15 protein-coding genes are annotated in these 14,328 nt (G+C 59.1%); 8 read left to right on the top strand and 7 right to left on the bottom strand.

What is annotated here, in order from left to right:
- Positions 1-22: 22 nt before the first annotated feature.
- From hpf to QRN36_RS05055, 5 genes are all read left to right on the top strand, one after another.
- Positions 23-331 (top strand): ribosome hibernation-promoting factor, HPF/YfiA family, encoded by a 309-nt coding sequence (gene hpf, locus QRN36_RS05075; protein WP_003377554.1) that lies wholly within the window; start codon positions 23-25, stop codon positions 329-331.
- 12 nt (positions 332-343) lie between these two features.
- Complete coding sequence (gene ptsN, locus QRN36_RS05070) at positions 344-808, top strand: PTS IIA-like nitrogen regulatory protein PtsN (protein ID WP_285423071.1); 465 nt, start codon at positions 344-346, stop codon at positions 806-808.
- 2 nt (positions 809-810) lie between these two features.
- Positions 811-1,668 (top strand): RNase adapter RapZ, encoded by an 858-nt coding sequence (gene rapZ, locus QRN36_RS05065; protein WP_285423070.1) that lies wholly within the window; start codon positions 811-813, stop codon positions 1,666-1,668.
- 16 nt (positions 1,669-1,684) lie between these two features.
- On the top strand, positions 1,685-1,957 hold the full coding sequence (locus QRN36_RS05060) for an HPr family phosphocarrier protein (RefSeq protein WP_285423069.1): 273 nt from the start codon (positions 1,685-1,687) through the stop codon (positions 1,955-1,957).
- Between the two features lie 364 nt (positions 1,958-2,321).
- Positions 2,322-3,767: a sensor domain-containing diguanylate cyclase gene (locus QRN36_RS05055; protein WP_285423265.1), complete on the top strand. Its 1,446-nt coding sequence runs from the start codon at positions 2,322-2,324 to the stop codon at positions 3,765-3,767.
- Positions 3,768-3,825: 58 nt separating this feature from the next.
- Here the strand turns inward: QRN36_RS05055 and QRN36_RS05050 are convergent, their stop codons facing one another.
- Positions 3,826-4,308 (bottom strand): PA2169 family four-helix-bundle protein, encoded by a 483-nt coding sequence (locus tag QRN36_RS05050; RefSeq protein WP_285423068.1) that lies wholly within the window; start codon positions 4,306-4,308, stop codon positions 3,826-3,828.
- Positions 4,309-4,539: 231 nt separating this feature from the next.
- On the opposite strand from QRN36_RS05050, the gene QRN36_RS05045 reads away from it, so the two are divergent.
- Together QRN36_RS05045 and QRN36_RS05040 are read left to right on the top strand one after the other, a co-directional pair.
- Positions 4,540-4,803, top strand: a complete 264-nt coding sequence (locus tag QRN36_RS05045; protein ID WP_285423067.1) for a DUF3820 family protein — start codon at positions 4,540-4,542, stop codon at positions 4,801-4,803.
- 28 nt (positions 4,804-4,831) lie between these two features.
- The gene (locus QRN36_RS05040) at positions 4,832-6,040 is read left to right on the top strand and encodes an aminotransferase class V-fold PLP-dependent enzyme (RefSeq protein ID WP_285423066.1); all 1,209 of its coding nucleotides are present in this window, start codon (positions 4,832-4,834) and stop codon (positions 6,038-6,040) included.
- A 318-nt stretch (positions 6,041-6,358) separates the two neighbouring features.
- On the opposite strand, the gene QRN36_RS05035 is transcribed toward QRN36_RS05040, so the two are convergent.
- The 3 genes from QRN36_RS05035 to zwf are packed head-to-tail and all read right to left on the bottom strand — an operon-like array spanning position 6,359 to position 9,226.
- Entirely contained in the window at positions 6,359-7,033 is a 675-nt protein-coding gene (locus QRN36_RS05035; RefSeq protein ID WP_093461947.1) for a bifunctional 4-hydroxy-2-oxoglutarate aldolase/2-dehydro-3-deoxy-phosphogluconate aldolase, read from the bottom strand.
- A gap of 17 nt (positions 7,034-7,050) precedes the next feature.
- Positions 7,051-7,770 carry a 6-phosphogluconolactonase gene (pgl, locus tag QRN36_RS05030; protein WP_285423065.1) on the bottom strand — a complete coding sequence of 240 codons (720 nt, stop codon included), beginning with the start codon at positions 7,768-7,770 and terminating at the stop codon, positions 7,051-7,053.
- Complete coding sequence (gene zwf / locus QRN36_RS05025; protein ID WP_093461953.1) at positions 7,757-9,226, bottom strand: glucose-6-phosphate dehydrogenase; 1,470 nt, start codon at positions 9,224-9,226, stop codon at positions 7,757-7,759. The genes pgl and zwf overlap by 14 nt, the downstream gene beginning before the upstream one ends.
- 230 nt (positions 9,227-9,456) lie before the next feature.
- Between zwf and QRN36_RS05020 the strand changes: the two genes are divergently transcribed.
- Positions 9,457-10,326, top strand: coding sequence for a MurR/RpiR family transcriptional regulator (locus QRN36_RS05020; protein ID WP_093461956.1), 870 nt, complete (start codon positions 9,457-9,459; stop codon positions 10,324-10,326).
- A gap of 167 nt (positions 10,327-10,493) precedes the next feature.
- Here the strand turns inward: QRN36_RS05020 and QRN36_RS05015 are convergent, their stop codons facing one another.
- The 3 genes from QRN36_RS05015 to QRN36_RS05005 form a co-directional block, all read right to left on the bottom strand.
- Positions 10,494-11,369: a D-hexose-6-phosphate mutarotase gene (locus QRN36_RS05015; RefSeq protein WP_285423064.1), complete on the bottom strand. Its 876-nt coding sequence runs from the start codon at positions 11,367-11,369 to the stop codon at positions 10,494-10,496.
- Between the two features lie 304 nt (positions 11,370-11,673).
- Complete coding sequence (locus tag QRN36_RS05010; RefSeq protein ID WP_285423063.1) at positions 11,674-13,029, bottom strand: carbohydrate porin; 1,356 nt, start codon at positions 13,027-13,029, stop codon at positions 11,674-11,676.
- A gap of 137 nt (positions 13,030-13,166) precedes the next feature.
- Positions 13,167-14,327 (bottom strand): ABC transporter ATP-binding protein, encoded by a 1,161-nt coding sequence (locus QRN36_RS05005; protein ID WP_093461965.1) that lies wholly within the window; start codon positions 14,325-14,327, stop codon positions 13,167-13,169.
- Position 14,328: the final 1 nt, after the last annotated feature.

Below are 14,328 nucleotides of genomic sequence, written 5' to 3'. Positions count from 1 at the left end.
CTGGCAACGAAGGAGAAGCTGTATGCAAGTCAACATCAGTGGACACCAACTGGAAGTGACCAAGCCCCTGCGCGAGTACGTCGAGCTGAAGCTTAAAAAGCTCGAAGGGCACTTTGACAAGATTACCAATGTGCAAGTGACGATGGCCGTCGAGAAGCTCAAACAGAAGATCGAGGCCACGCTGCATATCCACGGTGGAGAGGTGGTTGCCAATGCGGAGCATGATGACATGTACGCGGCGATCGACCTGCTCACTGACAAGCTGGACAGACAATTGCTCAAGCATAAGGAAAAGCAGCAAAGCATCCTCAAAGGTGCGGCAGCTCGCTGATACCCCCCACCCATGATTCGACTTGAAAACATTCTGACCCCTGGCCGTTCCCTCGTGAACGTGCCAGGTGGCAGCAAAAAAGCCGTCCTCGAACAGATTGCCAAAATGATCGGGCAGCAGGTGCCTGAACTTGATCAGCAAACTGTCTATGAAAGCCTCACTGCCCGTGAAAAGCTCGGATCGACCGGGTTCGGCAATGGTATCGCCATTCCACACTGTCGACTGAAAGGTTGCGACTCGCCCGTCAGCGCAGTGCTTCATCTTGAAAAACCGGTCGACTTCGACGCCATCGACGGCGCGCCCGTCGATCTGCTGTTCGTGTTGCTGGTGCCGGAAGCGGCAACCGACGCTCACCTCGAACTGCTGCGCCAGATCGCCAGCATGCTTGACCGTGCAGATGTCAGGCAGAGCCTGCGGAACGCGAAGAGCAGCGATGAGCTCTACAACGTCGTGCTTCACGTTCAGAACGGTCACTGATCATGCGCATGGTCATCGTCAGCGGTCGCTCCGGCTCCGGCAAGAGTACGGCCCTCGATGTTCTTGAAGACAGCGGCTTCTACTGCGTCGATAACCTGCCTGCCGGGCTGCTGCCTGAACTGGCCGAGCGAGCGCTGATCCACACCGAGCTGGCTGAGCCATTGCTCGCGGTTTCGATCGACGCACGCAACCTACCCAGCCATCTGAGCCGTTTTCCGCGCATGCTCGAAGAGGTGCGCAGCCGGCACATTCAGTGTGACGTGTTGTTCCTCGATGCTGAAGAGTCGACGCTGCTCAAGCGTTTCTCCGAAACCCGCCGCCGCCACCCGCTGAGTACGGCAACCCGCTCGCTGGCTGAAGCCATCCGGGATGAGAAAACCCTGCTGGGGCCGATCATCGACCTCGCCGACCTGACCGTCGACACCACTCACCTGAATCTGTATCAGTTGCGCGATACGCTCAAGTTGCGGCTGTTGAACAGACCTGAGCCAGGCACGGCCTTCCTGATCGAGTCGTTTGGCTTCAAACGCGGCATGCCGGTCGACGCCGACCTCGTGTTCGACGTGCGCTGCCTGCCGAACCCTTACTGGAAGCCCGAGCTGCGCGAACAATCCGGGCTTGACCAGCCAGTGGCGGACTACCTGGCCGCCCAGCCGGATGTCGAGGAGATGTTCCAGGACATCTGCGCCTACCTTACCAAATGGCTGCCGCGCTTCGCCGCCAGCAACCGTGCCTACGTCACCATTGCCATTGGCTGCACCGGCGGGCATCACCGCTCCGTCTACCTGACCGAACGTCTGGGTCAGGTCCTGCAACAATCGCTCAAGAATGTTCAGGTTCGCCACCGCGACCTAAGCTGAAAGGATCCCCATCGCGATGCCCGCTCACCAAATCACTATCATCAACAAGCTGGGCCTGCACGCCCGTGCTGCAGCGAAATTCGTCGGCGTGGCGGGCAAATATCCCTGCCAGATCCGCGTGGGCCGGACTCCGGAAAGCATGGTCGACGGCAAAAGCATCATGGCGGTCATGATGCTGGCTGCCGGCAAAGGCACGGACATTCATCTGTCGACCGAGGGCGACCAGGAGCAGGCCGCGCTGGATGGCCTGATCGAACTGATCAACAACAAGTTCGACGAAGGCGAGTGACCCTCAGCGCACGTTAACGATTCAGTTTCCAATGGCGAACGAAGCCTGCGATCTGGCGGCTTTGTTCCATGTAAACGCCTGCCGTCCTCCTCTGCGCTTTCGCCGATCTGTCCGACTTACACGCAATAAAGAAAATTGCGCGATATCTACGGAATTTTCAGACTTGCGCGGCGCGCACAAAGTATCTTTAATCCATCGCTTCGAAACAGTGAGTCGCTAGCCTTCCCGATCAGGCACGGACCAGCCAGGGCGATTCCCGGTGCGTATCAGGAATCAAGATGTGGGTGGTGATGTTCCAAGGCAGAGCGGATTGATGACAGTCACAGGTCCACCCCGGCTCAAAAACAGGTCCGGCCCGGAAAAAATGCTGATGCTCGGCAGCGTCCTGGCGGTGATCGCGATCCTGACGATCGTGGCGTCCTTGCTGATTCGCGAGCGCGGCAATGCTACCGAATCCGCCGTGCGCTCGGCCAACAACGTGGTTCAACTGATCGATGCCGATGTGCAGCGCAGTGCCGAACTGTACGACACGTCGCTCAAGGGCCTGATTTCAGCATGGCAGCGTCAGGACGTGACGTCGATTTCTCCGGAATTACGTCAGCTGGTGTTCTTCGACCGGGCGACCGCCGCGCCCTTCAAAGGCGATATGGTGTTGCTCGACAGGCGCGGCGATATCATTGCCGATTCCGTTTCCGTCATCCCACGTGAAGACAATTTCTCTGATCGCTCGAGCTTTCAGAAGCACCGCGAAAGCGCCTCGCTTGCCATGCGAGTGGATGGCCCGTTCAAATCGCGCTGGGGTTTCAAGGACTGGTGCATCAGCTTCAGCAGGCGCCTGCCCTCCGCGGACGGCCAGTTCGTCGGCATCGCCGCTGCGACGATGCGGCTTTCCTACTTCAACCAATTGTTCAGAAGCCTGGACGTGGGCAAGAACAGCTCGATCAATCTGATCAATGCCGAAGGCGTTCTGTTGGCACGGCAATCCGATGATGCGGGTAAAAGCCTGATCGGCGAGGACTTCAGCCGACGCCCCAATTTCCAGCGAATCCTCAATCAAGTGAGTGGCCACTTCTCCGCAATGTCGGAGCTGTATGGCACCGAGCGGTTGTACACGTTCTCACGCGTGGGCGATTTGCCTTTGATCGTGGTAGTGGCCCAGTCACAGGACGAGGTCTATGCGGTCTGGAAACGCAACGCCCTCCTCGTCGCCAGTGCCACTGGCCTGTTGTGCCTGGGAATCCTGTGGCTGTCGTGGCTGCTGGGCAAACAATTGCACCTGCGCCACAACGCTGAGCACGAGCTGGCCGAACTGGCCTCAACGGACGTGCTCACCGGGCTCGCCAACAGGCGCCGGCTGGATCAGGTGCTCAAACAGGAGTGGCTGCGCGGGATGCGCTCGGGCAAATCGCTGTCACTGCTGATGATCGACGTCGACCACTTCAAGGCGTTCAACGACCGCCATGGCCACCACGGCGGTGATGTCGCGCTGCGCAACGTCGCCCAGACGATCTCGGCCAATATTCGACGCCCCGGCGATCTCGCGGCCCGTTACGGCGGCGAGGAATTTCTGGTGGTCTTACCGGAGACCGATCTTGCTGGCGCTCGCGTGCTTGCCGAAAAGATCCGGACGGCAATTGAGTCGTTGCCTCCCTTCGAAGACGATCCGTTACCCATCACCGCCAGCATCGGCATTGCATCGCACCTTCCACACGCAGCAGACAGGCCTGACCAGCTTTTCAACGTCGCTGACAAAGCGCTCTACTTGGCCAAACGCAACGGCCGCAATCGCGTCGAGCCCACTGAGTCGTGAATCGTCAGGCATAAAAAAACGCCAGACTGGCTGGCGTTTTTCGTACTGCTCAGGTCAATCAGCTAGCACGTGCATTGGCTGCTTTGACAGAGTCACGCAGTGCCTTCACTTTGTCGTGATTGGCTTGCACGCCGGTCAGCTGACGCTGAATCAGGCCGGTGACGTTCACAGGCAGGTTCTTTTCAGTTGCCTTCTGCAGCGCTTCTTTGTAAGCCTTCAGCGCATGGTCTTCACCGCGCTCGACTTCGTTCAGCACCGCTTCGTCGCTCTTACCGGTCACTGCCGCTTTCAGCTCTACCCAAAGACGATGCAGGCCGCCAGCAGCGCTGGAGGTTTTATCCGGATCACCGCCCAAGGTACGAACTTCAGCCTGAAGCTCGGCCACTGCGGTTTTGCACTCTGAGGACCGGGAAAGGAAGTACGCTTTGATTTCGGGGTTTTTGATATCTTCGGCAGCTGTGTGGAAACCTTTCTCGCCGTCAATGCTGGTCTCGATCAGATCGTTCAGTACCGAGATCGCTTCTTTATTGATATCTGTCATTTTGCTATTCCTTTCTGGCAGGTTAATCGAAGAATTGATACATCCAAACTCGATACGATAATCATTGCAGAGCGCATGCCAGCTTTAATCGAACTATAAAGTCATTATTATTCAATGACTTGTATTTATTGCCATACAGCCACACCGAGCTTTATGCATGATCTGTCTGTTGGCGGAGTTGCAGAATGCACGTATCTTCCAAGTTCATTGAAACGGACAAACGGCAACAGTATGAATCCTGAAAAACTCAAGTTGTTAGTCGAGCGGGAGATGCCGTACGGGAAGTACGAAGGTCGCTTGCTGGCCGATCTGCCCGGCGACTACCTGAACTGGTTTGCCCGTAAAGGGTTTCCCGCTGGAGAGCTGGGCAGTCTGCTGGCGCTGATGCACGAAATCGACCACAACGGGCTGTCCTCGCTGCTCGATCCATTGCGCACCCGCCCTCGGGAACCCCTGCGCAACAGCCCGTTGAAATCACCCATTCGCTTTTCCTGACCTCTTCATTGAACGCACGAGCGGCCCGATGACCAGCATTCCCAAGAGCAGCACAGCCGAACAGGCAGACCGACTCGCCCAGGACGAAACGTTCTGGGAGAACATTGCCCAGCAATACGACGTTGAGTCCGGGGCGCTTAACCTCGAATACGGCTATTTCGGCCGCATGACCCGCGAAGTGTTGCGTCAGTACGAGCAGAACCTGGCGTACGTCAATCGCAGTAACGCTGTCTACGTGCGCCAGCGCTTCGACGCGCACGACAGCGAGGTCATCCGCGCCGACCTTGCTCAACTGCTGGGCGTCGGCGCTCACGAAATCGCGCTCACCCGCTGCGCCACCGAGTCATTGCAGACGCTCATCCGCAACTACAACGAGCTTCAGCCCGGTGAGCAGGTACTCATCAGCGATCTGGACTACAACAGCGTGCAGACAGCCATGCGCTGGCTGGCCAAGCGTTGCGGCGCGGGCATTGTCGAGATCACCCATCGGCATCCCGCGACCCACGAATCGCTGCTGCAAAGCTATCGCGATGCGTTCGTTGCCAACCCTGGCATCAGGCTAATGGCGCTGACCCATGTAACTCATCGCACGGGGCTGGTGATGCCGGTTCAGGACATCACTGACCTTGCGCGATCCCACGGCGTCGATGTCATCCTCGACGGCGCCCATGCGTTGGGCCAACTGGATTTCGAACTGGATACCCTCAACGTCCCGTTCGCCGGGTTCAACCTGCAGAAATGGATGGGCGCGCCGTTGAGTCTGGGCTTCCTCTATGTCCGCCAGGGGCGGCTCGGGGCGATTGATCCGGACATGGGCGACACGCGCTATGCCGACGACGACATCCTTGGCCGCGTGCCCTATGGCACGCCGAACATCCCTGCGCTGATGACATTACCCACGGTATTTGCCGAGCATCGGGCGATCGGCGGCTCGGCGGTCAAGGGCGCGCGACTGGCCTACCTGCGCGATCTGTGGGTCAAGGAAGCACGTGCCATCGAGGGCATCGAAGTTCTGACGCCGGACGATCCGAGACTTTATTGCGGGATTACCTCGTTTCGCTTCACCCGCCACGAAGATCAGCAGGTCATGGCCCAGCGACTGCTGGATGAGCATGGAATCTTCGCCGTGACACGCTACGGCGCAAGTTGCGGGCCTTGCATCCGCATCACGCCAGGCTTCACCACCCGCGCCGATGACATGGCGCGGCTCGTAGCGGCGCTGCGTGCGCTGGCCTGAGCCTGATCCAAAAAAAACGGCGCCCTGTTGACAGGGCGCCGTAAAAACCAAAGAAACGAACTACAAAGGAGCGGCCAAGATATCCGCTTCATGCGGCATCCGTGCGGTACATATTTATCGCTGAACCGGCAGGCAAAAAAAACGGCGCTCCTGACCAAGGAGCACCGTCAAACAGCCATGCAACAACGACTTCTTTAGCTGCGCTGCCGTGCATGGGTCAGGCAGCGCAATCTCTTCAATCCTTCATTGACGACGATTAGAACAGCCTGCGCTTGAACGCAAGCTGTCCGTCATCAACGTTTCGTCAGCCATCCACGATCAATCGAACAGAGCGATGGCCTCAGCCGTGGCGTCGGTAATACGCTGCCAGTCACCATTTTTGACCCATGCGTTGTCGATCATCCAGGTACCGCCCACGCACATGACATTCGGCAGCGCCATGTAGCTCTTCAGGTTGGCAGCGCTGACGCCGCCTGTGGGGCAAAAACGCACTTCGGGGAACGGGCCGCCCAGCGCTTTGATCGCACCGACGCCGCCGCTGATCTCGGCCGGAAACAGCTTGAAGCGGCGGTAGCCCAGCGCATAACCGATCATGATTTCCGACGCGCTGCTGATACCCGGCAACAGCGGCAACTCGCTTTGCGCGCCGGCTTCCAGCAAATCCTGGGTGCTGCCCGGCGTGACGATGAATTGCGAACCCGCCTCCTCGGCCGCCTTGAGCATGTGGCGATCGAGGATGGTGCCGGCGCCGACGCACAACTCAGGACGCGCATCACGCAGGGTGCGAATGGCCTTGAGACCGAATTCGGAACGCAGGGTAACTTCGAGCGCGTTCAGGCCGCCGGCCGCCAGCGCATCGGCCAGCGGCAGCACGTCCTGTTCACGTGCAATGGTGATGACCGGCAGAATCTTCGCTTTCGCGCAGAGTTCGTCGATCTGGGCAATCTTGCTCGCCATGCTATTCAACGGCTGTTTCACTTGGTTTTTCTCCATGGCGGCTGATCCTTTGCTTATGGGCACCAGTAGATCTCTAAAGACGGGTTGAGGAACGCACGCACCGGCATTTCAGCGAGGTCATCGCCCGCCAGCGCCTTGCGCAGGGTTTCCAGTTTTGCCTGCCCGGAGACGGACAGGATTGGCGTTGCGGCCGACGCCAGAAGCGAACGCGTCATGGTCAGGCGCTGATGAGGCACCGTGGGCGCCTGCATCGGCAGGCAACGGCGTTCGCTGTTCAGATCCAGCGCCTCGGCCAGGTTCGGGCTGTCAGGGAACAGCGAGGCCGTGTGGCCGTCGTCGCCCATGCCCAGCACCAGCACATCAATCTTCGGCAGCTCCTTGAGCGCCTCGTCGGTGGCGGCCGCTGCTTCATCCAGCGTCGTGGTCGGGCGATACAGGCTGAAGAAGCCCGCTGCCGCTGCCGGCCCCTGAAACAGATAACGCTTGAGCAGGCCGGCATTGCTGTCGGCGTGTTCGGTCGGCACCCAACGCTCGTCCGCGAGGCTGATGCAGACCTTGGACCATTGAATCGGCTTCTGCGCCAGCGCCTGGAAGAACGCCACCGGGCTTTTGCCGCCCGAGACGACCAGCGTGGCCACGCCATGGGGATTGCTGGAAATGGCCGCGCTCAAACGCTCGGCCACGTGATCGGCCAGCGCATTGGCCAGCAGTTCGGGGTTATCGAATTCCAGGGCTTTCAGACCCGCTGGAAATTCAAGTTCACATATCGCCATACCAGGACCTCCCGTCACGAGTAATGAGCGCAATGGAACTCATTGGTCCCCAGGAGCCTGCCGCGTAAGGCTTGGGCGCATCGCCCGCCTTCTTCCAACCGGCAATCAGCTGGTCGCACCACTGCCACGCATACTCGATCTCATCTTTGCGGACAAACAGGTTCTGATTGCCACGCATGACCTCCAACAACAACCGCTCGTACGCATCCGGGATGCGGGCGCTGCGGTAGGCGTCGGAGAAGCTCAGTTGCAAAGGGTTGCTGCGCAATTGCATGCCTTTATCCAGCCCCTGATCCTTGGTCATCACTTGCAGCGAGATACCTTCATCGGGCTGCAGGCGGATGATCAGGCGGTTGCTGATCTGCATCCGCTGTTCGGGGGCAAAGATGTAGTGCGGCGGTTCCTTGAAGTGAATCACGATCTGCGACAGCTTCTGTGGCATGCGCTTGCCGGTACGCAGATAGAACGGAACCCCCGCCCAACGCCAGTTACGGATATCGGCACGAATGGCAACGAACGTTTCGGTGTCGCTCTGGGTGTTGGAGTTTTCCTCTTCCAGATAACCGGGGACCGGCTTGCCCTCGCTGTAGCCGGCAATGTACTGCCCGCGGACCACCTGGGTGGCGAGGCGTTCGGGCGTGAACGGTGCCAGTGCCTTGAGCACTTTCACCTTCTCGTCGCGGATGCTGTCGGCGGACAGGTCGCTGGGCGGGTCCATGGCAATCAGGCACAGCAGCTGCAACAGGTGGTTCTGGATCATGTCACGCAGCTGACCCGCCTGATCGAAGTAACCCCAACGGCCCTCGATGCCCACTTTCTCCGCCACCGTAATCTCGACGTGGGAAATGTAGTTCTGGTTCCATTGGGTTTCGAACAGGCTGTTGGCAAAGCGCAGCGCGATGAGGTTCTGTACGGTGTCTTTGCCCAGATAATGGTCGATCCGGTAAACGCGGTTCTCCGGAAGGAATTTGGCCACCGCGTCATTGACCCGGCGCGAAGATGCCAGGTCATGGCCGATAGGCTTTTCAAGCACGGCGCGCGTGCGATCGGTCAGGCCGACCAGCGCAAGGTTTTCACAGATGGCGCCGTACACCGAGGCCGGCGTGGCGAAGTAGGCGATCATCGTTTGTGCGTCGCCCACTTCCTCGGCAAGCGCCACGTAGTCGTCGCCTTTGAGGAAGTCCACGTGCAGGTAGCTCAGGCGTGCCTGAAAACGCTCAACGTGCTCACTCTCAAGCTGCGCCTCGGGGACGAAACGGCGCAGGCTTTTGTCGATGTAGGCCAGATGCTCCTGAGGAGTTCCGGGCTCACGGGCCAAGGCAAGAATTCGGGTCTCGGCATGCAGCAGTCCAGCCCGATCAAGCTGGTACAACGCAGGAAACAGTTTGCGCACTGCCAGGTCACCCAAGGCACCAAACAAGGCAAAAGTGCACGGTTCAACCGTAATCGAGAGCATAATGTTGGTTCTTTTATCAAGTTAGGCTACAAATACCTTTTTTAAAGGCGTTACTCAAGGCCAAATGTAGTAATAACCACAACATTTCTTCCGAAACCACATTACAGTGGTGATCACCACAGGCCCTCAGTACGATAGGCCACCTTTGCTACAGGCTAAAGGCCCACGTCACTACCTTTTTAAGAAAGGCCCGCAGATCAGCCTGTTGCAGCTTCATGAAAGGACTTTGAATGGACCGCGTACGCAATCTTCTGGAGCAGATCCAGAGCCGTCTCGACGAGTTGAACAAGGCTGAACGCAAGGTTGCCGAGGTGATTCTGAGCAACCCTCAGCAGGCCACGCGCTTCAGCATCGCTGCGCTGGCGCAGGCGGCGAAGGTCAGCGAGCCGACCGTCAATCGCTTCTGCCGCTCGTTCGACGTCAGCGGGTATCCGGAGCTCAAACTGCAGCTGGCGCAAAGCCTGGCCAGCGGTGCGGCGTATGTCAGTCGGGCCGTCGAAGCCGATGACAACCCGGAAGCCTACACGCGCAAGATTTTCGCCAGCGCCATCGCGTCGCTCGACAGCGTGTGTCAGGTGCTCGACCCGAACCTGATCAGCAAAGCCGTCGACCTGTTGATCCAGGCGCGTCAGATCCACTTTTTCGGGCTGGGGGCATCGGCGCCTGTGGCGCTGGATGCTCAGCATAAATTCTTCCGCTTCAATCTGGCGGTGACGGCCCATGCCGATGTGCTGGTGCAGCGCATGCTGGCGTCCGTGGCGCATACCGGCGAGCTGTTCGTGATCATTTCCTACACTGGTCGCACGCGCGAGCTGGTGGAGGTGGCGCGCATCGCCCGCGAGAACGGCGCATCGGTGCTGGGCCTGACCGCAGCCGACTCACCGTTGGCGAAGGCCAGCACGTTGAGCCTGAACATCCCGCTGCCCGAAGACACCGACATCTATATGCCCATGACGTCACGTATCGTTCAGCTGACCGTGCTCGACGTGCTCGCGACCGGGATGACGTTGCGCCGCGGCGTGGATTTTCAGCCCCACCTGCGCAAGATCAAGGAAAGCCTCAATGCCAGCCGCTATCCGGCGGATGATGAGTTGAATTAACGCGTTCATCAGGCGCTGTTCTGTAGGAGCGTGGCTTGTCCCGCGACCTGCCGGGCACCGGCAGTGAAATCTGCAAATCTGGTACAACTGATCCGCCGCATTGTCTGATTTTGCGACGGTTTCCCCGCCGGTCGCGGGACAAGCCACGCTCCTACAGGGCTTCGCAATCAATGCATCAGTTGCGCCTGCAAGCTCAACCGCGCCTGCTGCCCCGGCGCAAGGCTCAGGCCATCGTCGATGCCCGACACGGCCTCGAGGCGCAGGAAGCCCTGTGCTTCATCGCCGCCTACACCCAGCAACGGTCGATTGCCGGGATGCCAGACCACCGTGCTGTCGCTGTCGCTCGTGTCGATGCTCAACCGACGCGACCACGCCTCGTCCTGCAGCGCCAGCGGTCCGGCATGCTCGAACACCCGCTGACAACCGCCCATCACCCGCAACTCGCCCTTTTGCTCACAGTGGCTGCGGCTGAGCTCGTCGTAGCCCTGCACACCGTCGAGGCCCTCGAGCGCAACGTCGGCGATGTCGCTGATGCGCCAGTAGACGTGCAGTGCGTGCCCGAAGTGGCAGGGCTCGCTGTCTTCGTGGCGGGTTTCGAGCCGCAGGTCCATCCCCTGCCCCAGCTCGGCATGCAGATCGGCCTGCCAATCCCATAACGACAATCGCCAATGCAGCGACACACCCGCGTCGTGGGTCTGACTGTCGATCAGTTTCCAGTCGAGCAAGCGCCCCCAGCCATGAGCGGGCCAGCCGCCCTCACCGGGATGGCGCCCGACCCACGGCCAGCAGACAGGCACGCCACCACGAATCGCACCGACGTTTGGCCACTGCGACGCGCACCATAACCACGGCTTCTGACCCTTGGGCTGAAAATGCAGCAACTGAGCGCCCTGACGACTGAATACCGCCTGACACTGGGGATGGTCGATGATCAGCACATCGCGTTGCTGATAGCGTTCCCACTGAAAAGTCGGCTGAGGCCGGACCGAGGTGTAAAAGCGCTGAAGTGGATGCTCAAGCGATTCTGTGTCTCTGTTAGCCATTGCTGTACCAGTCCAGAGAGTGGATTCATTTGTCCTTTGCAGCGGCTGCCCGTCGACGATTACGGTGCGTCAGACGAACGTGTTTTCGCTGACAGACTGCCATCGCAGGCAAGCGCCGCCCTCGCCAAAGGAGGCAGACGCAAATCAAAAAAACACCCCGAAATCCGGGGCGGGATGAGCCACAACAGTGCCTCACAAAAAAAACGGGCAGCTGAGCTGCCCGTAAAGCACACACGACCCTTGATCGTTTGTGAAGCACATCAGAGAGGTGTGCGGAGGAGCGGGTCCGCACACGATTGCAGCGTTAGAACTTCGATTGAATCTTGATGCCTGCCACCAGCGCGTTCTGGACGTCGTCCACACCGCCTGGGCTCTTCACGTATTGCAGGTTAGGACGCACGGTCAGCCAGTCGGTGACGTGTACGCCGTAGTAGATTTCCGAGTTGTATTCGGTCTTCTGGATTGGCAGGTAACCCGGGTTGTCGTAGTCGTCGATCCCGTTGACGGCGTTGACCAGGCGACGGTTGTCCTGAGCATCGTCGTTCACGTGGATACGCGCGACGCCGATACCGATGTCATCCTTCGGACGGGCATCGAATGGGCCTTTGTAGACGAAGCCGATCTGCTGATAGTTGTCGACGAAGTTGGTGGCTTTGTCATGCACAGTGGCGTTGGCGAAGATGCTCAGACCACGGGACGTGTCGCCGTTGTGGCTGGTCAACTGTTGCTGAGCCACGACCCACCAGCCGTGCTTGTCCTTGTGAGACTTGAAGTCGCCGCCATTTGTGGCTTGAGGCTGACCTGCTTCGTTCTCGTAGAGGTCGTCCGCGCTCGGGTTACTGATGTAATAACCCAGACGGTATTCGCCTGGCAGCGAGTTGACGGTTGGCGACCAGACCACTTCCACGGGCACCACGGTCCCTTGCGAGCCGCTGCCGCTGAGTTTGAAGCTGTTGCCGGTTTCCAGGTACGAAGGGTTCTGCTCGTAGACACCGATCTGGGCGAAGACTTCCGGCGTGATGTTGTACTTCACGCGCAATGCCCACTGGCTGACTGGCCAGTTGTACCAGGTGTTCACGTAGTTACCGACCTGCGAGCCGCAGAACGAAAGGTTCTGGAAGTCGCATGGGAAGCTGTTGAAGTCCTCGCCCTCACCGAAACGACCGACCTTGATGTCCAGGGCGCCGTCGAAGTACTTCTGCTTGACCCACATTTGCGTCAGACGCCAGGTCTGACCACGACCCCAGACTTCTTGCGAGGAGCTGAGTGTGCCGGCGCGCGGGTCGCCGATACGGTCGTTGGAAATGTTGTTACCGCTACGCTCGGTGATCGCCAGCTTGAATTCCGCATCATGCCAACCGAGGATTTTCTGCAGATCCATCTGCACACCAAACGCGAACTGATCGCTGTAGCGGCCAGTGCGGTCATCGTTGTAGCCGCCATTGAGGTTGGAGGCGGCTTCGCCAACATACTCGATGGGGAAGTCGTAACCCTTGTCATACAGCTCCTGGCGCAGACCACCCCAGTCACCGGTCAAGTGTTCGCTGGCTTTGAACGGCTCCATTGCAGAGGCCGTTCCGGAAATCGTCAGCGCACTCAGAACAGACAACCCACCGATCAACTGAAACTGGTTAAGCGATTTGCTTCGTACCTTCTTCATCCCTTAAATCCTCGTTTTATTGTTATTAGCTATGAACAGCGTTGTAACCACTTGCTTCGTGTGCCTGACAGGCTTCTTTTACGGCAGAAATCAGCCTGTCAGATGTGCTCGTTGATGAAGTGCTCCTGCTTACGGGATCAGTTGCGATTAAGTCGCGTGACGTTCCCCATGTTTTCAACCGGTTGAGACTTTCCCAGAGCCCCCAGACGCTCGCCGCTTTTGGCGTCGAACAGCAGAACCTTGGCTGGATCGAATTGCAATGTCAGTGTCTCGCCCACCGCAGGGGCGACGTCTGGCGCCAGTCGGCAGCAGACCTTGCTGTCATTGAGGGTCACGAAGACCAGCGTATCCGGGCCAGTCGGTTCGGTAACCTGAACCTCGGCGCGAATGGTCGGCATCCCCGCAGCCTCGCCGGACGCTAGCACGATCTGCTCAGGACGAAGGCCCAGAATCACCTCACGGTCTTCAAGGCCCGCGTCGTTCATGTTCATCGGCAGCTCACAACGCGCCTGGCCGCTGTCGAGCAACGCCACCAGCCGACCGTCCTTGCGTTGCAGCCGCAGCGGGATGAAGTTCATCGGCGGCGAACCGATGAAGCTGGCAACGAACAGATTGGCCGGATCATTGTAGATCTGCTTCGGCGTGCCGAACTGCTGGATGATCCCGTCCTTCATGACCGCCACTTTGTCGCCCAGCGTCATTGCCTCGATCTGGTCGTGGGTCACGTAGACCGTGGTGGTTTTCAGACGCTGGTGCATCAGCTTCATTTCGGTACGCATCTCGACCCGCAGCTTGGCGTCGAGGTTGGAAAGAGGCTCGTCGAACAGGTAGATTTTCGGACGACGCGCCAGCGCACGGCCCATCGCCACACGCTGTTGCTGACCACCGGACAACTGACCCGGCTTGCGGTTGAGCAAGTGTTCGATCTGCAGCAGCTTGGCCACGCGGGCGACTTCGGCATCGATGTCCGTCTGGCTCATCTTGCGAATCTTCAGGCCGAACTCGATGTTCTCGCGCACGCTCATGGTCGGGTAGAGCGCGTAGGACTGGAACACCATCGCGATGTCGCGATCCTTGGGGCTCATGCCGCTGACATCCTGGTCGCCAATCATGATCGCGCCGCCAGTGATGTTCTCAAGACCTGCGATGCAGTTCATCAGGGTCGACTTACCGCAGCCCGAGGGCCCCACCAGAATCAGGAACTCGCCGTCCTTGATCGACAGTTCGATGTTCTTGAGGGTGTCCGGCAGACCGGTCCCGTATGTCTTGTTTACATTGCGAAGTTCAAGCGTTGCCATG

Source organism: Pseudomonas sp. efr-133-TYG-103a, assembly GCF_030209235.1.
Classification (GTDB): domain Bacteria; phylum Pseudomonadota; class Gammaproteobacteria; order Pseudomonadales; family Pseudomonadaceae; genus Aquipseudomonas.
Note: the sequence above shows the minus strand (reverse complement) of the source record. Positions and strands in the feature narration are given on the sequence as shown.

Bases quoted from the DNA above. Each gene is read 5' to 3' on its own strand.
- hpf (WP_003377554.1), top strand. From the start codon at position 23: ATGCAAGTCAACATCAGTGGACACCAACTGGAAGTGACCAAGCCCCTG.
- ptsN (WP_285423071.1), top strand. From the start codon at position 344: ATGATTCGACTTGAAAACATTCTGACCCCTGGCCGTTCCCTCGTGAAC.
- rapZ (WP_285423070.1), top strand. From the start codon at position 811: ATGCGCATGGTCATCGTCAGCGGTCGCTCCGGCTCCGGCAAGAGTACG.
- QRN36_RS05060 (WP_285423069.1), top strand. From the start codon at position 1,685: ATGCCCGCTCACCAAATCACTATCATCAACAAGCTGGGCCTGCACGCC.
- QRN36_RS05055 (WP_285423265.1), top strand. From the start codon at position 2,322: ATGCTGATGCTCGGCAGCGTCCTGGCGGTGATCGCGATCCTGACGATC.
- QRN36_RS05050 (WP_285423068.1), bottom strand. From the start codon at position 4,308: ATGACAGATATCAATAAAGAAGCGATCTCGGTACTGAACGATCTGATC.
- QRN36_RS05045 (WP_285423067.1), top strand. From the start codon at position 4,540: ATGAATCCTGAAAAACTCAAGTTGTTAGTCGAGCGGGAGATGCCGTAC.
- QRN36_RS05040 (WP_285423066.1), top strand. From the start codon at position 4,832: ATGACCAGCATTCCCAAGAGCAGCACAGCCGAACAGGCAGACCGACTC.
- QRN36_RS05035 (WP_093461947.1), bottom strand. From the start codon at position 7,033: ATGGAGAAAAACCAAGTGAAACAGCCGTTGAATAGCATGGCGAGCAAG.
- pgl (WP_285423065.1), bottom strand. From the start codon at position 7,770: ATGGCGATATGTGAACTTGAATTTCCAGCGGGTCTGAAAGCCCTGGAA.
- zwf (WP_093461953.1), bottom strand. From the start codon at position 9,226: ATGCTCTCGATTACGGTTGAACCGTGCACTTTTGCCTTGTTTGGTGCC.
- QRN36_RS05020 (WP_093461956.1), top strand. From the start codon at position 9,457: ATGGACCGCGTACGCAATCTTCTGGAGCAGATCCAGAGCCGTCTCGAC.
- QRN36_RS05015 (WP_285423064.1), bottom strand. From the start codon at position 11,369: ATGGCTAACAGAGACACAGAATCGCTTGAGCATCCACTTCAGCGCTTT.
- QRN36_RS05010 (WP_285423063.1), bottom strand. From the start codon at position 13,029: ATGAAGAAGGTACGAAGCAAATCGCTTAACCAGTTTCAGTTGATCGGT.
- QRN36_RS05005 (WP_093461965.1), bottom strand. From the start codon at position 14,327: ATGGCAACGCTTGAACTTCGCAATGTAAACAAGACATACGGGACCGGT.